The organism is Shewanella sp. MF05913, from assembly GCF_059758095.1.
The window spans coordinates 27,669-47,978 of record NZ_JCAYNT010000011.1 but is presented as its reverse complement, the minus strand read 5'-3'; the positions used below and the strand labels follow the sequence as shown (position 1 = coordinate 47,978).

Sequence of the window (20,310 nt, the reverse complement as noted above, 5' to 3'; positions counted from 1 at the left end):
CTTTACTCAAATGCATAGGCAGTGTCATTTGACCATGCCGTGTCTTGTGACGTTGGTTGTTCTGTTTCGTTTAATGCGGCTAGTGCTTGTTTGGCTAATTCTAGTGTATCAGCCACTTTCATGTCTTCTGGAACACGTTGACCGTCAGTAACATAACTCAATGGTAACTCATTTTGAATCAATACGCTCAATGCACCTGCAATTGATACTGATTCATCTAATTTAGTCAAAATAGCACCCGATAACGGAATGCGTTTAAAGTGTTCAACAGCATCTTGTAATACACGACGCTGGCCTGTGGCAGACATTACTAAATAACTGCGGATTGGGATCCTACTATTTGCAGTCAAATTATCAAGTTGTTGATAAAGACGCATGTCACGTTGTCCCATTCCTGCAGTATCAATTAACACTAGCTTACGATTTCTAAATTGATATAAAATCTGCTCTAATTCGCTTAAATCATGTGCTTGCTTAACTGGGCAGCCCATAATTTTACCATATGTCGCTAATTGCTCATATGCTCCAATTCGATAATGGTCTGTCGTAATCAACGCGACTTGTTCAGGACCATGATGTGCAGCAAACCGCGCAGCAATTTTTGCTAAAGAAGTCGTTTTACCGACACCCGTTGGGCCAACAAAAGCAACCACACCACCACGTTTAACAATATCATCACCTTGATTATCAAGTAAATTAGCTAAACTTTGTGGTAATGCTCGCACTAAGTCTGCTGGCGTGTAGTGTTGGCTCAGCCCAGCTAGTTTAGCAGCAACAGCGGGAGAAAACTCAGCTGCAATTAATTTACTTTCTAACATGGCGCCAACTGGATCAGAGCGCTTTTTGTGATCTTTCATTAAAGAAGACACCTGGTGGGTCAGTAAGCTTCTTAACGATGCCATTTCCTCACGCAATGAGTCTAGCTCGGCAGATTGATTTTTATTACTTTTATTGGGTTTTTCAAGATGATTTACCTGTGGGGCACTTGGGGTAGGCTTAGCCGTTTTAGCCCCTTGTAATTGGCGAGCCCATTCAGGTAACTCTGGTTCATCTTGATGCACAGACATTTGCTGTGCCATGCGATTGTGCTGCTTTTCAAGTAATGCTTGTAACGAGTCCGCGGCAGGCGGTGGGCTCACTTTTGAATGTGCCTTAACGGCAGGTTTAGCGCCCAATGAAACTCTATCTTCACTGACATCCATAAAGCTATTCGTTGGCGCTTGCGACGCCATAGCGGCTTTGGGTTCGTCATAATCAACCGCGGCAACAATTTCGATGCCACCAGCCACTTTTTTATTAGACATAATGACAGCGTCAGACCCTAGGGTGTCTTTAACTTGTGCCAATGCTGCACGCATATCTTTGGCAAAAAATCGTTTAATTTTCACGTACGCACCTCTTTAAACTGACGTTATCACTATTGACCTACTGCAGAAACAATTCTGATTTGTTTCTCGTCGGGGATTTCTTGGTAAGAAATCACTCGTAAATTTGGAATAGTGTATTTAACAAATCGTGACAGCGTGGATCTCAGCATACCAGATGTCAATAATATGGCTGGTTGCCCAACCATTTCTTGCTTCTGTGCAGCATCTAAAAGTGACTGCTGCATGCGTTCTGCGAGTCCAGGTTCAATATTTGGCCCTTCTCCACCTGTCGCCTGCATAGACTTATGCAACATCTGTTCCAACTCAGGCGCCAATGTAATGACAGGGATTTCAAGTTCTGGTCCAGAGATCTCCTGGACTATCATCCGTTTTAGGGCGATACGCACTGCAGCTGTCAATACTTCAGTATCATTACTCTTACTGCCATACTCTAATAACGTTTGGACGATTGTGCGTAAATCTCGAACCGATACACCCTCATTTAATAAGTTCTGCATGACTTTAACCACAGAGCCTAAAGGCATAATGTCGGGTACAAAACCATCCACTAATTTTGGTGAGTTCTTTGCCAGCATATCCATTAACTGCTGCACTTCTTCGTAACCTAATAGTTTAGCGGCATTGTTGCTTAACAATTGGCTAATATGGGTTGCGACAACGGTCGCGGTATCTACCACTGTGTAGCCTAATGTTTGTGCATGCTCACGTTGCTCTGGCGAAATCCAAACGGCCTCTAAACCAAATGCAGGATCGCGAGTTTCAATACCGTCGAGCTTGCCATAAACTTGTCCTGGGTTAATTGCCAGTTCACAGTCATGTCTCACTTCGGCTTCACCCACCACAACCCCCATCAATGAAATCCGATAAGCATTGGGTGATAAGTCTAGATTGTCACGAATATGCACTGCTGGCACTAAAAATCCTAACTCTTGAGATAATTTCTTACGAACACCCTTAATACGGCCTAATAATTCGCCACCCTGGGATTTATCAACCAATGGAATTAACCGATAGCCGACTTCAAGACCGATGGTGTCAACGTGGCGCACATCATCCCAGCTCAAATCTTTAGGTTCTTTATCTTTGGCTTCCGCAGGGCCTTTAGTCGCGACAACTAACGCAGCTTGCTTTCTTTCAACATTACGTTTGTAAACAAAATAAGCGGCGCCGGCGGTGATAAATGCAAACGTTAAAAATGCCACATGCGGCATGCCGGGTACAATACCCATAATAAACAGTAGACCTGCGGCAATCGCTAAAGACTTATGATTGTCAAACATCTGACTCATCATCATCTGGCCCATATCACCAGATTCATTTTGACGCGTTACCATTAAGGCCGCAGCAATAGACAATAGTAAGCCAGGTATTTGCGCCACTAAACCATCACCAATGGTCAGTAAGGTATAAATTTCTACCGCACTTGAGAAATCAAGATCATGTTGCACTATACCAATAACAAAACCGCCGAGGATGTTAATCACTAGGATCATAATACCGGCAATAGCATCACCTTTAACAAACTTCGACGCACCGTCCATTGCGCCATAAAAGTCAGCTTCACGGGTCACTTCGGCGCGGCGAATACGCGCTTGGTCTTGGGTAAGCGTTCCCGCATTTAAATCTGCATCAATGGCCATTTGTTTGCCGGGCATTGCGTCGAGGGTAAAGCGAGCACTCACCTCAGCAATACGCCCAGCACCTTTGGTAACTACTGCAAAGTTAATGATAATTAGGATAATGAACACCACTAAACCCACAGCATAATTGCCGCCAATTACCACAGAACCAAAGGCTTCAATCACCTTACCCGCCGCATCTCCACCGTTATGGCCTTCTAACAATACAATTCGAGTTGAAGCGACGTTTAACGCTAATCGCAACAACGTCGCGACAAGTAACACGGTAGGAAAGGCAGCAAAATCAAGGGGTCTGTCGGTATAAATCGCGACGAGTAACACCACTAACGCTAAGGCTATATTGAAAGAAAACAAGATATCGAGCAAGAATGGCGGGATAGGCAAAATCACCATCCCTAATGCAGCCAAAACTAATACAGGCGTACCGATACCTTTAAAAGTAGATGGTCTTATTTGTTTAAATTGCCCAAAAGCTGCTTTTGCATCCATATTTAGATGAACCCTTTCTGTCAGTCTACTGCGTCAATGGACTGTTAATTGACGCGAATAAACTTAGAAAGCAAGAATTAAGCCAAAGATAGCATTATCGAAAAACATGCTGAGCTTAATATTTTAAATCATCGGGGATAGGCTGTTTGTAAGGAATAGGTTTAGGCTTACGCCCCTTACCTTTTTGATATTGTCTGAGTTGAAACACGTAGGCTAATACTTGAGCCACTGCGGTAAAGAGCCCTTCTGGCACTTGTTGGTCAATCTTGGTGGTATGGTAAATAGCCCTGGCAAGAGGTGGGGCCGACACAATAGCGACGTTATGTTCACGAGCAATTTCTCGTATTTTAAACGCAACATCGTCTACGCCTTTGGCAATTAAAAATGGAGCCGATGAACGGGTCACATCATATTTAACCGCTACTGCATAGTGCTCGGGGTTAACCACTATCACATCCGCTTTGGGCACTTCTGTCATCATCCGGCGCTGAGCCATTTCATGCTGCATTTGCCTAATACGCCCTTTGACTTCAGGTTTACCCTCAGTATCTTTATATTCATCTTTGACTTCTTGCTTGGTCATTTTAAGCTGTTTATTGTGATTCCAAATCTGGAACGGCACATCAATAATGACAATCAGCAACATTGAACTGCATAAAACAATAAACATCCATACCAGCAAATCTAACGCATGGTACACATTACCCGGCAAATGGTCGTTCGATAACATTAAAATATCGTAAAAATAGAACGTTAATAAAAAATATGCCGACAGCGCAACAACAGCAAACTTAGCGATACCTTTAGTTAACTCAACCAGCGCTTGAGTACCAAACATGCGTTTAAAGCCATTCATCGGATTAAGCTTACTGCCTTTAGGCATAAATGCTTTGACCGAAAAAGACATGCCACCTAATACGATATTGCCTAAGAAAGACACAAACGCCAACAATGCAATAAAACTCAACAGTGGCCAGGCAAGCTCATTACCCACGACGCCCCAAACACGAAACATCGAGTTGGTATCGAATATTTGATCGCGCTCCATGGAGAAAATTTGTTTCATGATGTTGTAAAGGCTAATCGCAATAGAAGGTCCAGTCATGGCAAAGCCTACTGATGCAGCCAATAACACCGCGGCGGTTCCGAGTTCTTTTGAGCGAGCGACTTGACCCTTTTCACGTGCTTGTTCAAGTCTCTTACTGGTGGGTTCTTCTGTGCGTTCTTGACTGCTGTCATTTTCGGCCATTTTCCCTCCTTAGAACACGATTGCTGCGTCGGTTTGACATTGAAGTTGTAACACATCACACATCAACAGCTGTGCCGCCTGCCAGACTTCATCAAAATGCGCCATGATAGGACCAAGGGTTAACCATAAAATCAGCAAACCACTGACCATGGTAACGGGAAAACCAATAGAGAAAATGTTTAACTGAGGTGACGCTCTGGTCATCACACCAAAAGAGAGGTTAATCAGTAATAAGGCCACAATCGCCGAGATTGACATGGTTAATGCCGCCCCAAACATATAACTGCCCCATTCAGCTAACGCGCGATAATTGGCAATAGAAATACCTTGAGTCGAAATAGGGATCGTTTCAAAACTGGCCACCAGCATTCTAAACATCAATAAATGGCCATCAACGGCTAAAAATATCAGGGTCGCGAGCAGTAAAAAGAAATTACTCACCACAGGTGTTTGTTCACCTGAACCGGGGTCAACCATAGAGGCAAAACCTAAGCTGGTTTGCATACCAATAATTTGCCCCGTTAACACAAATGTCTGCATTACCATTAGAGTAACAAACCCCATCGACACACCAATAAGAATTTGTTGAGCAATCACAAACACTGAGCTAAACGCCATGAGTTCAACGGCTTCAATAGGCGGTAATACTGGCGCAACGGCAACGGTAATGGCAACAGATAACAGCAAACGAACACGCGATGGCGTGGTATTAGCACCAAATACCGGCATGACCATTAACATCGAGGAGATACGAAAAAACGGCAACAGGTATGCGGCAATTGTTTGACTGATTTCATCAAACAAAATATCCATAACTTAACCTATCACTACAGGAATGAGGTTTACCATATCAAGGAAAAAATCCATCATGGTTTGTACTAGCCAGTGACCTAAAAACATCAGTGCAAACAAGGTCACTAAAAGACGAGGTAAAAAACTTAGGGTTTGTTCATTAATCGAGGTTGCCGCCTGAAACACTGCCACAATCAAACCAATGAACAAACCGGGCAAAATAATCGCCGACACAATCAGTACAATGACCGACAATGCTTCTCTAAAGATATCTATTAGCGATTCTGGAGACATAAATAGGCGGCCTTATATTCCGAAGCTATTCGCTAATGTGCCCATCACTAGGCCCCAACCATCAACTAAAACAAATAACATAATTTTAAAAGGTAGCGACACAATCATCGGCGATAACATCATCATACCCATAGCCATTAAGATACTGGCGACCACTAAATCGAGCACTAAAAATGGCACGAACAACATAAAACCAATCTGAAAAGCGGTTTTTAGTTCACTGGTAATAAACGCAGGGATCACCACGCTCATTGGCGCTTGCTCTGGAGATTGAATGTCTTTGTAGCCCGAAATTTCAATAAAGGTTTGTAAGTCTGTGGTGCGAACTTGCGACAACATAAACGTTTTTATCGGTTCTTTGCCAACATCATATGCCTGGGTTAAGGTCATGGTTTCATTAACGTATGGTTCAACCGCCTCGACATAAATCTTATCAAATACTGGCGCCATAATAAAAAACGTCATAAACAAGCTAATACCAATAAGCACTTGATTTGATGGGGTTTGCTGCAAGCCCAATGCTTGTCTTAATATCGATAACACCACAATGATACGCGTAAACGATGTCAGCATAATCACCATTGCTGGGATAAAGCTCATCGCCGTCATCAGCAATAAAATTTGTAATGTTACTGAATATTCTGTTGCACCGTCGGCGCCTGTGGTCACAGTAACAGCCGGTAAAATGCCATCTTGCGCGAACGCATCAGGAGCCATCAATAACCCGAGCATTGCCATAATGGCCATCTGCAACATGCTAGTGTATTTATTCATTATTGCTGTTCCTTAGCTTTTCTCAAACGGCTGGCAAATGAAGTTGCAGGGACATCTACCGCGGTGTCTAATTTGTCGATGAGATTAATACTTTGCGGAGTAACACCGAGAAGATATTGCTGACCATTAACGTCAATAAGCATCACTTTCTCACGCTGGCCAATGGGCGTCACCGCAAGTGTTTTAATGACCCCACCATTTGATGGCACAAGATTTAGACGTTTTACAATGTAAGCTAAGACAAAAATGATCGCCAGTACTACAATTAATCCACCCACCATATTGGCAAGCGTTGCAGTATTTGAGACTTCAGAGGTGCGAGTGAGTACAGCGGTAGTTGCAGAGTTTGCAGCATTGGGCACTTCGGCATCGGTCAATGCTTGGGCCATCACACTGAGCATTGAGATCATATTTGCCACGGTCATTCCTTGTGTTGTGAACCTTTAGCAAAACCTGTACAAGGCCGGTTTTGCTCATCAAGATTATTTAAGCTTTTTAATACGTTCAGTTTGGCTGATCACGTCGGTTAAACGGATACCAAATTTATCGTTCACGACCACCACTTCACCGTGCGCAATTAACGTACCGTTTACCATCACATCAAGTGGTTCGCCGGCAACACGGTCAAGTTCAACCACTGACCCCTGGTTTAGCTGCAATAAATTACGAATGCTAATAAAACTGCGGCCCACTTCCATTGAAATGGTCACCGGGATATCAAGAATCGAATCCAATTTAGCGGCTTCTTCTTTGGTTATCGGTTTAGAGTCATCAACTAACTCATCTAGCTCAACCTGCTGCGCTTCTTCTAATGCTTGCTCAGCCATCGCTGCAGCCCAATCATCACCAGTATCTTCTGTACTCATTTATATCACCTTATAAATCTGAAATTTCACGAGCCTTACCTTTACGCGTAACCAGTTGGAGTTCTGATTTGACCGTTTCTGGTCGAGCTATTTTCTCGCTAATTTTTAATGCTAAATTATCGCGTGACTTACCGAGTTTACAACGATAAGTCGGCAAGTCTTCAATGCGCATCATAATATGTTCAGGCAAGTCGATAGGAATAATATCCCCGGCTTTAAAGCCCATCACGTCGCGTAATGTCACTTCGTGTTCAACGATATTGGCATCAAAGCCAACTTGTACGTCCATAATTTCATCACGAAGCGCCTGCGACCAACGCATGTCAGTATCTTGCTTATCACTTTGCACACCCGCGTCTAATAACTCACGGATAGGCTCAATCATCGAATACGGCATGGTAATATGGAAATCACCGCCGCCGCCGTCAACTTCAATGTGAAATGAGTTAATGACCACGACTTCAGTTGGGCTGACAATGTTAGCCATTGCAGGGTTCACTTCCGAATCAAGATATTCAAACTCAACATCCATTACCGGCGCCCATGCATCTTTATAATCTTCAAAGATGATTTTTAGCAACAACTGAACAATGCGACGCTCTGTCGGGGTAAATTCTCGCCCTTCAATTTTGGCATGAAAACGGCCGTCACCACCAAAGAAATTATCAACCAAAATAAACACTAAACGTGCTTCCATGGTAATAAGTGCAGTCCCCTTCAACGGGCTAAAACGCACCATATTTAAACTGGTAGGTACAAATAACGTATGAACGTACTCGCCAAACTTAAGCATTTGTACGCCATTAATAGACACTTCTGCCGCGCGGCGCATCATGTTAAACATGCTTATCCGAAGATGACGTGCAAAGCGCTCGTTAACGATTTCAAGCGTGGGCATACGGCCACGTACAATTCGGTCTTGAGACGAGAAATCATAAGAGCGCGCATCTTCGCTATTCTCTTCAATATCATCGTCATCAACGTCGTCTACTCCATGAAGTAGCGCATCGATTTCATCTTGGCTTAATAAATCACTCACATCGTAGCCTTAGCAGTTAATGCATTTGGTTATTGCATCACAAAACCAGTAAACAGGACTTTTTCAACCACTTTTTTGCCCGTTATTGGTTGCAGCGTATTTTGCACATTAAGTAATGCTAATTGACGAAGCTCATCTTTACCGGCTTGGGTACTGAGCTTTTGCACATCTGCACCACTAAATGTGGTTAGCAGTGCATCTTCAATTAAAGGAATATGTTTCTTAGTTAAGATACTGTCGTCTTCACCGCGTACCATTAGCTGCACTTTAATCTCAACTAACCGCGCACGATCAACACCTGGCAAGTTGAATAAAAAAGGTCTCGGCATACCGACATAATCTGCTTGAGCAGAGACAACCGCCTCAGCTTCTGACTGGGTAGCATCTGCACCTTCAGCAACCGGTGTAACAGGTGCAGGATCATCTGACCCCATAAAAAACCAGGCACCACCTGCGGCTAATAAAAGCACAACCAAACCTATGCCACCAAATAACACCAGCTTGTTCTTCTTTTTCCCGCCGGTTGCAGTCTCTTCTAACTCTAATTCTTCAGCCATAAAGGTTCCCAATAAACAATGTGACTAACTTGATGACGAGCTCAATAACCCATTGTTATTAAAAAGTCATATTATGTGTATAGGTTACCTGCTTAAGCATAATAATCTATAGCAGAATGTAAACTCCTTGATGTATTTGTCATCAAGCTGATGTCTTGTGTTGATATTTCGTCCAATTGACCATCAGATGACTGGCCTTGATGTTCAGATGACTCTTGTTGCTGCTCTCGTCCGCTACCGCCTTGCGATACCTGGCTGTCGGTCAGTTGTAACCCTTCACTTGCAAGCATGTCACGTAAACGAGGAATAGCTTGCTCAACAAGATCGCGAGTTTGCGACTGTGCAACATGGAATTGCACTTGAGTTTGATCACCCTGAATTTGTATTTTTACCGTTAAATGGCCTAGCTCTGGTGGATCAAGACGAATTTCGGCTTGCTGAATACCATTACTCACCATGGTGATTAACTGTTGCTTCATGACAGGAGAAAACTTTTGGATCATCTCCTGCATCTGGCTGCCCGCTTCCGACTGCGGCCTTAATGAAAGTTGAAATTGCGGTACTTCGCTCTTATGCACAGGCGTAAAGCTACTTTGATTTTGTAACGACTTACTGTCAACCTCGCTGACATCTGCAAACATATCAAGTCCGTTATTGGCGGAGTTAACGTTTACACTAGACTCATTCGCACGCTTACCTGCAACAGAATCTAACACCACCGAAAACTCAGCTTTTTCTAAGGCCTTTACCTCTGCAGCAACAGGTTGAATATTACCATCGATCCGCGTTTTATCGCCTAAAATAGATTTTGCGTCAGCAGCCAAAGTTGATGTCATATTCTGATCAGACTGAGAGGCGCTTAACTCCGCGCTGAATGATGATGTGGTACTGGCACTCAGTGTCACTGAAGATGGGATTGATGTTAACTCAACATCCAATTGCGCCATAGTAGCGCCTTGATCTTTAACTCTCGCATTCACTACAAGCGCTTTATCTATCTCGCTTTGCTGATAAGTATTAAGCACATTAACCGAAGTATCATCAATACTTTCAAGTTCGAGCTCTGCCATCGCTAAAATAGACTCATCCACAACGGGCATTTGTAAATTAAAATCGCTCACTAACTCACCTAACGCTTCAGCATCTAGTGCTTGTAATTCAGTGCGAGAAAGTTTGCTAAATGCCATTAAATTGGCTAATTGCTCGGGATTAAGCTCTGAGATAACGTGTGAAGATGAAGACGAAGGAGATAAATGAATTGTTTCGGTAAATAACTCATCGATATTGAATTCACTGCTTTTACTATCAAGAGACTCTAAATCAATTTGTTCAAACGTTAAGTCACCTAATGTATTTCCGATTACATTAGGCGAATTGACAATAGGTTCTAAAGTGGCGCCCTGTTGTGTGTAAACACCGCTCTTATCGACATACGGCAATTCATTTCCGCCATGAGGATTACGCTTACCTAAATTATCGGCCATCGTCAGCTGAGCAAAAATCATCTCTGCATCTGAATTTTCATCAGAAAGTTGCTCAGATGTTTTATTGAGTTCGTTTTCAATATCAGCATCATATATTGGCACTTCGACATTTGAATCAACGGTTTTAACGTTAGCATTATTTACTTCTGTACTTGATTCGCTCGCCTGATTAAAAGTAGATAAGAATGACGTATTTTCAACATCTTGCTTGTTACCTTTCGAACCCACATCGGCAGATTTACTGCTATTGCTAAGTAAGATATTGCTCATCTGCTGCATAATCGGCTCCACTTAAATCAAATCAAGTTTGGTGAAATATCATCACGAAAAGGGGTCAGTATCAAGCACGTTATGCACTGTTACATTGGTATGTAGATAACCCGACAGCAACTAGCATGGACTTTAAAAGTCCACTCAGCACTGTCACTTCGCTGACGATGTGTTTTCCTATAAACAGAATCAAGCAATTTAAGTGCCACTTGTTTAAAAATACTAAAGTTAAACATTGAGGCTAAAAACTGAGGTAAAAATAAGGTGAAAATACTAATAATCTAATGCTGACAAGCAAACCTTGATCGATTCTGATTGAACAAACTACTTCATCTTCTGCCGAAAATATTGCTGCATCGCAAACTCATCAGACATTTTTTGTTCGCGTTTTGACTCAGCTATTTGCTCTTTGGTGGCTTTTTTAGCCAACAACATCTCAACCGCTTTACGCTTTTGTTGAGTCTCTTGCCAATGTTGCTGACGATAACCCACTTGTTTTTCACCGTCTTTAACCACGGCCACTTGTTGTAAAATGGCCTGATCAACCTGGCGGATAAATTGATGAAACTGATGATATTGATTTGCACGTAATGTGGTGCCGGTGTGGCCTTCCATTTGCTTCATGTAATCTAAGCGGTAATTATTTAACGCATCAAGCTGCCCCTGGCGCTTTTGGCGTTCAAATTGAGCGGCTTTTAATTGCAACGCGGCTTTCTCTTCTGCGGCAACAGCTAATTTAAGCACGGTGACTAACGGATCTGTTTTAGCCATGGATTAGCCTTGGCACTGCGCGGCAATTTGCGTCAGCATGAGTTTACTGTCATCAAAGCTCACAGGTTCTTTAAAGCCCTGACGTAAAAATGCATTCATTGCAGGCTGCAAACGAATGGCATTATCAATGCGCGGATCGCTGCCTTGTGAATAAGCGCCGATAGAAATCAAATCACGATTTTGCTGATATAACGAATACATTTGTTTTACACGACGCATCGCTTCTAAATGCTCACCACTTATCACCATTGGCGCCACGCGACTAATAGAAGCTTCCACATCAATGGCAGGATAATGCCCAGAGTCAGCTAGTTGACGAGATAACACCACGTGGCCGTCTAAAATGGCACGAGAAGCGTCAGCAATCGGATCTTGCTGATCATCACCTTCTGTTAGCACAGTATAAAATGCGGTAATAGAGCCTTGACCAGGACCGCCATTACCCGCTCGCTCAACGAGTCTGGGTAATTTTGCAAACACCGAGGGTGGATAGCCTTTAGTGGCTGGCGGTTCACCCACCGCTAACGCAACTTCACGCTGAGCCTGGGCATAACGGGTTAAACTGTCCATCAGCAATAACACGTCATAGCCTAAATCACGGAAATACTCAGCAATACGCGTAGACGTTTCACACGCGCGTAAACGCATTAATGGCGAGGTATCTGCTGGCGCGGCAACGACAACAGAACGTGCTCGGCCTTCCTCACCTAAAATCTCTTCAATAAATTCTTTAACTTCACGGCCACGCTCGCCCACCAGCCCAACCACAATAATGTCAGCGGTAGAACCGCGAGTCATCATGCCAAGGAGCACACTTTTACCGACACCAGATCCAGCAAACAAACCCATACGTTGACCTTTACCAACGGTGAGCATCGAGTTAATCGCTCTTACACCGACGTCTAAAGGCTCGGTAATCGCTCGTCGAGACAAGGGATTAATATTGGGTCCGTGACGAGCAGCTTGGTGGTCAGTATTCAATGGTCCTAAACCGTCTAACGGTGCACCACTGCCATCGAGCACTCGTCCGAGTAACGACATGCCTACATTTAAACTCGATTGCTCACCTAACGGCGTCACTCGAGCGCCTGGTAATACGCCGCGCAGCTCTTCAATTGGCATCAAGTACAGTAATTTATCATCAAAACCGACCACTTCAGCGACTAACTCGCCCACCATGGTTTCAATTGAACACAAACTGCCTACAGGCGCACGACATCCAGTGGCTTCAAGGGTTAACCCGACAACTCGCACTAATTGACCACTGGCCACTGGTCGCAGAGGCAACACTTTTTTGTGATGAACGCTAAATTTGTTCAGCAGCTGCTGTTGACGATCGCTCATCCATTGTCCTTGGCAGTATCAACGTTAACGGCATCAACATTAGCGGCTTCATCAACTCTCGCTGTATCACCCACACTAACCGTATCTGGCGTTATCGGGACTTGTTGTGATGGATCATTTACATTTTGTTGTTCATTAATGGCAGGCGACAAAGCCGCTTTCGCATGGCTATCTTCTATACGATCGATTTGTGAAGAGTCCGTTTGTGATGAGTCAGCTTGATCAACTGATGATGTACTCTCATCGTCAACATGAACCTGCTCAGCAGATACTTGCGTATAAGCAGCTAAATCTTCAACTTCAGATGATTGATAATTAGGGGTGGTCGTTTTTAGCTGTTGGGCATTTTTAGTCAGCTGAGTGGCTTGCTCTTCAAGCTCAGTAAACACTTGCTCAATACGTTGTTTAACCCGTAAGTCGACTGAGGAACGCACGCTTTCAATCATGCAATCACCGTTTGATAACGTCGGGTCGATATCGATTTGCCATTGATTTTTTAGCAGTTGTTCTGGCGGGTAGTTTTGCGACACGATATCTGCATCGTGCTGGTTTAAGCGTAGCTTAACCCTTTGATCTTTTAACGGCAGTGCGTCAACACCTTGACGAAGTGCCGACAAAATATGCTCTGGATGGGTTTTTAATTCATGACCAATCACTGACTTAGCTAAACTCATTGTCATCGCCAGTAATTCCGCTTCAATCTCAGCATCTAAAACAGATAACGGTTGTTCAAACTGAGCGATAAGCTGCGTGAGTTGCTCAACCAATTGGTTAACGGCTACTTGCCCAGCTTCAAAGCCCTGTTGTTCACCTTGAGTAAAACCTTCACTGTGGCCTTGCTCTAAGCCTTCTAAACGGCCTTGCTCTAAACCTTGTTGATAACCGTCTTGCTTGCCCTGCTCAAACCCTTCTTGTTCCGCAGCCGCGCGAATATCTTCAATTTGCGCCATGGTTGGCGGAGCCATTGATTTTTCAGCGGTCACAGGTTTGGTTTGGTAAGGCTCAGATGACTTACCAAACATATTAGAGGGGTCTTGGCTTTTATCTCGCGTGATATCAGGAAGCTGCCAATGACTGAATTCAACTTCATCATCGACACTGAGGACATTTTTAGACGATTTGGATTCAGACATAATCAATCACTTGTATTGTTAGTAAATTAGCTATCAGAAATAACGGCACTCAAACGATCGATTATAAGAACTCGTCACCGCCACCACCGCCCAGCATAATTTCACCACTGTCGCTTAAGCGACGCGCAATAGATAGAATTTCTTTTTGAGCCACTTCCACTTCACTGATACGAATGGGACCCATGGCTTCAAGATCGTCACGCAATAATTCTGCAGCACGTTTAGACATATTGCCTAAGATTTTCTCTTTTAAGGCTTCATCAGCCCCTTTAAGTGCCTTCATCAGCACATCTTGCTGCACTTCACGTAACAAGGCTTGAATACCACGATCATCAACATCAATCAGGTTTTCAAACACAAACATCATATCTTGAATTTGCTGCGCCATCTCTTCATCAGACTCACGCATGGTTTCCATAATCTGGCTTTCTACGCCGGTATCGAGGTAGTTCATAATGTTTGCAGCCGCTTTTAAGCCGCCCATTTTCGCCGCTTGTGCGCCACCTTGACCCGCAAATTGTTTCTCCATAATGTCATTCAACTCCTGCAATGCTGCAGGCTGAACTTCTTCAAGATTGGCAATACGCATCATTAAATCTAAACGAGTGTTTTCAGGGAACTGGCTAAAAATTTCAGCCGCTTGATCGGGTTCTAAATAAGACAACACAATGGTTTGAATTTGTGGATGTTCGTTTTGAATAATGGTCGCCACCTGGCGAGCGTCCATCCATTTTAACGAGTCTAGTCCTTTGGCACCGCTGCCCATAATGATTTGTTCAATCAAATTACCGGCTTTATCTTCGCCTAATGCCGCGGTTAACGCTTTGCGCACAAACTCTTCGCTGTTAAAACCAATTGAAGAGAATTTTTGAATATCATCTAAAAATAATTTGTGTACACCAATGACTTTTTCTTGACCAAAGTCATCCATGGCTGCCATCGCCATACCCACTTTTTGCACCTGCTTAGGCTCTAAGTGTTTTAAAATTGACGCGGCATCGGCTTCACTCAAACTGAGTAGCAAAATAGCGGTTTTTTCAACACCGGTCATCGACCCTGGGTCAAATGCTGCCGGTTTTGCCTTTTCTTTATCTTTTTCATTAGCCATTGTCTTGTAACCAATTCTTAACTACTTGAGTGGAAAGCTCAGGCTCATTGGCCACGAGTGCTCTAATTGCCTTAATCATATCATCATCTTTATGCAAATTAGGTATATGAATTGAACCATCATCGGCATAACTGTATTCAGCTTCTTTAGTGTTGAGCATGCCCAGGGTGTCTGCGGCATATTGATCTTCAATTTCAGCTAACTCATGACCAGGTCGAGTGTCCGCTGGCATGTCGGTACCTTGTGGATTAGTGAGTTTTTTCAGCATTGGACGAACCACAGCTAAAAACAACACTAAAATCAATAAAGCACCTAACACTAATCTAATGGCGCGCCAAAACCAAGGCTGCTCCCACATGTCTGGTTCTGGTAGCGCTTCAATTAACTGGTCCATAAACGGCACGGTGACCACTTCAAGCGCATCACCGCGTTGAGTGCTAAAGCCCACAGCACCTTCAAGCAAACGACGAATATTAGTCATCTCTTCTTCTGTGCGAGGCACTCGAGACACTTGACCATTTTCATCAACTTGACCCGGTTTAAAGTCAATGGCAACCGACACACTCACCCGGCGCACCACACCAATTTGTTGGCGAGTATGGCTAATGGTGGTGTCGAGTTCATAGTTACGAGTCGCTTCTTTAGACATATCGCCAGAGGCTGTTGACACACTGCCCGCTTCACCCGCCACTTGAGGAATGTCAGCTTCCATTGGTGGTTGATTACTCAACGCCCCAGGGATACCGCCAGAACTTTGACCCGACGAGTTACGCTCAATGGTCATTTCGCTGCGAATAGCCGGTAAATCAGGTGAAAAACGCTTAGCCGTTTGTTCTACCGCAGTGAAGTCCATGTTGACATCCACTTGCGAGGTAAAGTTTTCAGGGCCAAGAATAGGCATTAAAATCGATTCAATTTTGCGACGATATTCCGCTTCTTTTTGTTGTACCAGTTCAAGTTCGCGGCGCGCTCTAGCTGAGGTACCGTCCTGGCTGCCTGAATTTAATAAGCGGCCATTTGAGTCGGTGACGGTGACGCGTGCTGGCTCAAGGCCTTGTACAGCAGAGCCAACAATATCAACAATCGCGTCAATTTCTTCCTGGCCTAATCCGCCGCGGCGCACGTTAACCACAACCGTTGCACTTGGCTTTGATGCATTGCGGGCAAAAACGTTTTCTTTTGGTAGTGCTAAAATCACTTTCGCGCGGCTAATGCTTTTAAGCTCTTCAATGGCGCGAGCCAGGTTTAATTCCTGGCTGTGCTTTAAACGCGCTTGCTCCATACGTTGGCTCACACCAAAACCACTGTCCTGACTTAAATAATCATTGGTTTGAGTGCTGCTTTCAATGCCTGCGCGGCTTAGGAGTAATTTTACTTCTTGATATTTGTCTTCAGGCACTTTGACAACATCAACATTAATTTGATAATCAATTTGGCTTTTATCCAGTACATCAAGTACCTGGATCATTTCAGCCGTTTCCATTTTACCCAATGGACGATATTCCGGCTCTTGCGCCCACATCATCACAAAAACAGCCAATGCAAGACACACAGCCAAAGCCAAAATCATGATCACCTGGCGCATCATGTCAGCCCCGCCGACGTTGCCCATTAGCCCAGACTTGTTCTCCTGCTGGACACCGGCGTCAACTGTTGAATCTGAACCTACCATTATGTCTGTGCTCACAATATGTACCTGCTATATGTCTGATGTTTGGGATTACCTAGCGCTTAAAACCGACAGCGGCTAAACAGGCATACTCATGATTTCTTTATACGCTTCAACTAACTTGTTACGCACTTGCACGGTGGCTTCAAATGCCACACCGGCTTTTTCACGGGCAATAACGGTGTCAGACAAGCTCACTGTGGTGTCGCCCATGTCTAAACGTGAAGCTAAACTCGATGATGTTTGTTGCAGTCCATTCACGCTACCTACCGCTTGCGATAACAGCTGGCTAAAATCAGCGCCAGTGGTGTTATTCACTTGCTGAGTCAAGTTAGGGGCAATTGATGAACCAATAGAAGGGGCGATTTCGCCACGAAGCGATTGCATTTCTTGTAATAATGGATTGGCGCTAATCTGCATGGTGTCACTCCCTTTCGTCGACTTTTTGACGACAACAATAATCTTATAAGGAGTTAAAGCAATATAGATGCCAAGATGTAAAACAGAAGGGATAACATCAACAAAAACAACTTACCTACATATATGCAGATAAGTTGAATTCAGTATAAATAGTTTATAATCAGATAATTATAGATTTAAAAACAACATTACGCGGGTAATTGAATACCCATGTCTCGCATTTTTGCCATTTTATAACGTAATGTACGCGCACTGATCCCGAGTTTTTCAGCGACCATTTTCCGACTCCCCTGACATTGATTCAAGGTTTCTAAAATAATCACGTGCTCTTGCGCTTTAAGCTCATCACCTAACCCTTCAACATCACCAGACTTATCAACATCGAGGCTATCGTTAGATAATAGGTTTACGTCTGCGGAATCAATAATAATGTCGTTGACACCAATATCGTCATTCACGCGTAAAATTAGCGCACGTTGAATCACATTATCGAGTTCACGCACGTTACCCGGCCAACGATAAGTTAATAAACGTCGGGTAGCAGCATCATCAAGCTTAGGGACTGACGTCATATTTAAGGCTTTAGCATGCTTGGCCAGTAAATGGCGCGCCAGCGGTAAAATATCTGCAGGGCGTTGATGTAATGCAGGCCAGGTTAACGGAAACACGTTAATACGATAGTATAAATCTTCTCTAAACTCGCCAGACGTTGCCATGGCTTTAAGATCGCGGTTTGAGGTCGCTAATACGCGTACATCTAACTTAATGGTTTTACGACCACCTAAACGCTCTACTTCACGCTCTTGCAATACGCGTAATAACTTGGCTTGCAAGCCAAGCTCCATTTCCGATATTTCATCGAGTAATAATGTGCCGCCCTGGGCCTGTTCAAATTTACCCGGGCATGCTTGATACGCGCCGGTAAACGCGCCTTTCTCGTAACCAAATAGCGTGGCTTCGAGCATGTTTTCAGGAATAGCCGCACAGTTAATTGCAATAAACGGCTGTCCATTACGTTGGCTATGTTGATGAATATAACGCGCTAACACTTCTTTGCCTGAGCCACTTGGGCCCATAATCATCACCGAGGCTTCAGACACCGCAACACGTTGAGCAAGTGCCAATAACGCCAGGCTTTTGTCATCGGCAACCACAGGTTTATCGTGATGTTGCTTTAACGGCAAATATCGAGACACTTGATTAAGTAACACTTCTGGCGCAAAAGGTTTGGCAAGGTAATCGACTGCACCTAACTTCATCGCGCTGACCGCGCTGTTAATCGTGGCGTAAGCCGTCATTAACAATACCGGTAACTTAGGTTGGTGCTGCTGTAAATAACCGAGCAAACCCATACCGCCGATGCCGTCCATTTGCACGTCACTGATCACCATATCAAACTGGTTGACTTTTAACGCAATAATCGCTTCTTCAGCACTGCCAACATCAACGCACTCATAGTGAGCTAACAACAAGGTGTCGAGTAATGCCTCGCGTAAATCAGCATCATCTTCAACTAATAGAATATGTGCTTCAGCCATGTGTCACCTCCTGATGATATGCTTTTTTGGCGTGTGGAAAAATCAATCGAATATGGCAGCCCATTCCGGGCTTACACGATAACTGAATGTGTCCGCCATGATTGCGTACCACAGACTGAACCACTGCTAACCCAAGGCCTGTGCCCTGACTTTTGGTGGTAAAAAACGGCTCTAGCACTTGCTTTTGCATGGAGGGGTCTAACCCTTTGCCATTATCAATCACATCTAATAATAGTCCGTCAACGGTTTCACTGGCAGACACTTTAATTTTAGTCGCGCCAGCTTCAAGGCTGTTCATCACCAAATTGTTCACCGCAGAACTTAACGCATTGGCATTGGCTAACATGCTCGAATGCGAAGTGTCTTGTGCTTCTAACTGACACTGTTTTTTATCTGCTATAGGCTCACAGTTAGCCATCACTTGAGTGATAATGTCATCCATAGTCACCGACTCTGCCATGCTGTCTTGACGACCTCTGGCCATCAGTAACATGTCATTAACTTGACGCTCTAATTCGTTTAAGCGGTCAACCAACTTCGATTGAAACTTGCTTCGCGCAGCATCGGTTAACTTTGGGCTAGCTAAATTTGAAGCATACAACAACGCCGCAGACAACGGCGTACGCACTTGATGCGCTAGGGTTGCGACCATTTTGCCTAAAGACGACAAACGTTGTAAATGAGATAAATTCTTTTGTAATAAACGGGTTTCAGTTAAATCGGTAATAACGATTAACTGCCCAGGTTCTGGCGCTAACGGCGTAATCGCCAATTTAACACGGCGACCATTTTTTAATGACACTTCATGGCCGTCATCGTCTTGCGGCGCAAATGCGCGGTGAATAATGTCAAACCAGCGCGCCCCTTGTAGCGGACGGCCTAATAGTTCGGTGGCCACAGGGTTTGCTAGTGTCACTACGCCATCACCATCAATAATCACTACGCCCGATGGCATAGCCTGAAGAATATGCGCCATTTGATTAGACATATTGGCAGCCTTACTTGAAAAATCGCTTACAACCGGTGTAAATACCGGTGCTTTCGCATGCGCAATGCTTTGACGTATAGCACTCTCACTCGGCCTATATTCAGCATGAGCCGCAGCAGCTGCATAAGGTGTGGCAATAAGTGGGGTGGCAGTAAACGATGTTGTCATCGGCAACTCAACCTCCGCTTCACGCGGATTTGATAACACTCGAGCTGAATACATGGCCACTCCGTCAAAAGAATTACATTTGAACTGGTGGATGCATTAAGTGTGCCAAGGCGAGAATCTAGGGGGCTAGGAACTCGCAGGCTCGCCTGAGGTCGGACTTCGTCCTGCTAGGTTCTAGGACGGACTACGTCCTGCTAGGGCGGACTGTGTCCTGCTAGGTGCTAGGGCGGACTGCGTCCTACTAGGTTCTAGGACGGACTACGTCCTGCTAGGTTCTAGGACGGACTACGTCCTGCTAGGTGCTAGGACGGACTGCGTCCTACTAGGTG

19 protein-coding genes are annotated in these 20,310 nt (G+C 44.2%); all 19 read right to left on the bottom strand.

The features are described from left to right. Positions 1-2: 2 nt before the first annotated feature. Positions 3-1,388, bottom strand: a complete 1,386-nt coding sequence (gene flhF / locus AC19MV_RS13690) for a flagellar biosynthesis GTPase FlhF (protein WP_432403532.1) — start codon at positions 1,386-1,388, stop codon at positions 3-5. 29 nt (positions 1,389-1,417) lie between these two features. Further along, positions 1,418-3,517 (bottom strand): flagellar biosynthesis protein FlhA, encoded by a 2,100-nt coding sequence (gene flhA / locus AC19MV_RS13685; protein ID WP_498308217.1) that lies wholly within the window; start codon positions 3,515-3,517, stop codon positions 1,418-1,420. A gap of 115 nt (positions 3,518-3,632) precedes the next feature. Further along, positions 3,633-4,766, bottom strand: coding sequence for a flagellar biosynthesis protein FlhB (gene flhB / locus AC19MV_RS13680; RefSeq protein ID WP_498308215.1), 1,134 nt, complete (start codon positions 4,764-4,766; stop codon positions 3,633-3,635). A gap of 9 nt (positions 4,767-4,775) precedes the next feature. Further along, positions 4,776-5,579 (bottom strand): flagellar biosynthetic protein FliR, encoded by an 804-nt coding sequence (gene fliR / locus AC19MV_RS13675; protein ID WP_498308213.1) that lies wholly within the window; start codon positions 5,577-5,579, stop codon positions 4,776-4,778. Between the two features lie 3 nt (positions 5,580-5,582). Next, positions 5,583-5,852 (bottom strand): flagellar biosynthesis protein FliQ, encoded by a 270-nt coding sequence (gene fliQ, locus AC19MV_RS13670; protein WP_160054623.1) that lies wholly within the window; start codon positions 5,850-5,852, stop codon positions 5,583-5,585. Between the two features lie 12 nt (positions 5,853-5,864). Beyond that, the gene (gene fliP / locus AC19MV_RS13665) at positions 5,865-6,608 is read right to left on the bottom strand and encodes a flagellar type III secretion system pore protein FliP (protein WP_498308337.1); all 744 of its coding nucleotides are present in this window, start codon (positions 6,606-6,608) and stop codon (positions 5,865-5,867) included. Between the two features lie 17 nt (positions 6,609-6,625). Next, on the bottom strand, positions 6,626-7,036 hold the full coding sequence (gene fliO / locus AC19MV_RS13660; RefSeq protein ID WP_498308335.1) for a flagellar biosynthetic protein FliO: 411 nt from the start codon (positions 7,034-7,036) through the stop codon (positions 6,626-6,628). Between the two features lie 72 nt (positions 7,037-7,108). After that, positions 7,109-7,492 (bottom strand): flagellar motor switch protein FliN, encoded by a 384-nt coding sequence (fliN, locus tag AC19MV_RS13655; protein WP_160054621.1) that lies wholly within the window; start codon positions 7,490-7,492, stop codon positions 7,109-7,111. A 10-nt stretch (positions 7,493-7,502) separates the two neighbouring features. After that, on the bottom strand, positions 7,503-8,531 hold the full coding sequence (fliM, locus tag AC19MV_RS13650; protein ID WP_432403521.1) for a flagellar motor switch protein FliM: 1,029 nt from the start codon (positions 8,529-8,531) through the stop codon (positions 7,503-7,505). Positions 8,532-8,560: 29 nt separating this feature from the next. Beyond that, on the bottom strand, positions 8,561-9,088 hold the full coding sequence (gene fliL / locus AC19MV_RS13645) for a flagellar basal body-associated protein FliL (RefSeq protein WP_432403519.1): 528 nt from the start codon (positions 9,086-9,088) through the stop codon (positions 8,561-8,563). 92 nt (positions 9,089-9,180) lie between these two features. Further along, positions 9,181-10,851 carry a flagellar hook-length control protein FliK gene (locus AC19MV_RS13640; RefSeq protein WP_498308212.1) on the bottom strand — a complete coding sequence of 557 codons (1,671 nt, stop codon included), beginning with the start codon at positions 10,849-10,851 and terminating at the stop codon, positions 9,181-9,183. 315 nt (positions 10,852-11,166) lie between these two features. Beyond that, entirely contained in the window at positions 11,167-11,613 is a 447-nt protein-coding gene (gene fliJ, locus AC19MV_RS13635; RefSeq protein WP_498308211.1) for a flagellar export protein FliJ, read from the bottom strand. 3 nt (positions 11,614-11,616) lie between these two features. Continuing rightward, positions 11,617-12,957 carry a flagellar protein export ATPase FliI gene (fliI, locus tag AC19MV_RS13630; RefSeq protein ID WP_498308209.1) on the bottom strand — a complete coding sequence of 447 codons (1,341 nt, stop codon included), beginning with the start codon at positions 12,955-12,957 and terminating at the stop codon, positions 11,617-11,619. Then, entirely contained in the window at positions 12,954-14,090 is a 1,137-nt protein-coding gene (gene fliH / locus AC19MV_RS13625) for a flagellar assembly protein FliH (RefSeq protein ID WP_498308207.1), read from the bottom strand. Before fliH ends, fliI begins: the two co-directional genes overlap by 4 nt. A gap of 61 nt (positions 14,091-14,151) precedes the next feature. Continuing rightward, positions 14,152-15,198: a flagellar motor switch protein FliG gene (gene fliG / locus AC19MV_RS13620; RefSeq protein ID WP_498308206.1), complete on the bottom strand. Its 1,047-nt coding sequence runs from the start codon at positions 15,196-15,198 to the stop codon at positions 14,152-14,154. Further along, positions 15,191-16,873, bottom strand: a complete 1,683-nt coding sequence (gene fliF, locus AC19MV_RS13615; protein WP_498308333.1) for a flagellar basal-body MS-ring/collar protein FliF — start codon at positions 16,871-16,873, stop codon at positions 15,191-15,193. The genes fliG and fliF overlap by 8 nt, the downstream gene beginning before the upstream one ends. A 72-nt stretch (positions 16,874-16,945) precedes the next feature. After that, on the bottom strand, positions 16,946-17,287 hold the full coding sequence (gene fliE / locus AC19MV_RS13610; RefSeq protein WP_160054603.1) for a flagellar hook-basal body complex protein FliE: 342 nt from the start codon (positions 17,285-17,287) through the stop codon (positions 16,946-16,948). Between the two features lie 188 nt (positions 17,288-17,475). Further along, positions 17,476-18,825, bottom strand: a complete 1,350-nt coding sequence (locus AC19MV_RS13605) for a sigma-54-dependent transcriptional regulator (protein WP_498308204.1) — start codon at positions 18,823-18,825, stop codon at positions 17,476-17,478. Beyond that, positions 18,818-20,035, bottom strand: a complete 1,218-nt coding sequence (locus tag AC19MV_RS13600) for a sensor histidine kinase (protein ID WP_498308202.1) — start codon at positions 20,033-20,035, stop codon at positions 18,818-18,820. The genes AC19MV_RS13605 and AC19MV_RS13600 overlap by 8 nt, the downstream gene beginning before the upstream one ends. Positions 20,036-20,310 lie beyond the last annotated feature (275 nt).

Excerpts from the sequence above, each read along its gene's own strand:
- flhA (WP_498308217.1), bottom strand. The coding sequence starts at position 3,517 with ATGGATGCAAAAGCAGCTTTTGGGCAATTTAAACAAATAAGACCATCT.
- flhB (WP_498308215.1), bottom strand. The coding sequence starts at position 4,766 with ATGGCCGAAAATGACAGCAGTCAAGAACGCACAGAAGAACCCACCAGT.
- fliR (WP_498308213.1), bottom strand. The coding sequence starts at position 5,579 with ATGGATATTTTGTTTGATGAAATCAGTCAAACAATTGCCGCATACCTG.
- fliQ (WP_160054623.1), bottom strand. The coding sequence starts at position 5,852 with ATGTCTCCAGAATCGCTAATAGATATCTTTAGAGAAGCATTGTCGGTC.
- fliP (WP_498308337.1), bottom strand. The coding sequence starts at position 6,608 with ATGTTGCAGATGGCCATTATGGCAATGCTCGGGTTATTGATGGCTCCT.
- fliO (WP_498308335.1), bottom strand. The coding sequence starts at position 7,036 with ATGATCTCAATGCTCAGTGTGATGGCCCAAGCATTGACCGATGCCGAA.
- fliN (WP_160054621.1), bottom strand. The coding sequence starts at position 7,492 with ATGAGTACAGAAGATACTGGTGATGATTGGGCTGCAGCGATGGCTGAG.
- fliL (WP_432403519.1), bottom strand. The coding sequence starts at position 9,088 with ATGGCTGAAGAATTAGAGTTAGAAGAGACTGCAACCGGCGGGAAAAAG.
- AC19MV_RS13640 (WP_498308212.1), bottom strand. The coding sequence starts at position 10,851 with ATGCAGCAGATGAGCAATATCTTACTTAGCAATAGCAGTAAATCTGCC.
- fliJ (WP_498308211.1), bottom strand. The coding sequence starts at position 11,613 with ATGGCTAAAACAGATCCGTTAGTCACCGTGCTTAAATTAGCTGTTGCC.
- fliI (WP_498308209.1), bottom strand. The coding sequence starts at position 12,957 with ATGAGCGATCGTCAACAGCAGCTGCTGAACAAATTTAGCGTTCATCAC.
- fliH (WP_498308207.1), bottom strand. The coding sequence starts at position 14,090 with ATGTCTGAATCCAAATCGTCTAAAAATGTCCTCAGTGTCGATGATGAA.
- fliG (WP_498308206.1), bottom strand. The coding sequence starts at position 15,198 with ATGGCTAATGAAAAAGATAAAGAAAAGGCAAAACCGGCAGCATTTGAC.
- fliE (WP_160054603.1), bottom strand. The coding sequence starts at position 17,287 with ATGCAGATTAGCGCCAATCCATTATTACAAGAAATGCAATCGCTTCGT.
- AC19MV_RS13605 (WP_498308204.1), bottom strand. The coding sequence starts at position 18,825 with ATGGCTGAAGCACATATTCTATTAGTTGAAGATGATGCTGATTTACGC.
- AC19MV_RS13600 (WP_498308202.1), bottom strand. The coding sequence starts at position 20,035 with ATGTATTCAGCTCGAGTGTTATCAAATCCGCGTGAAGCGGAGGTTGAG.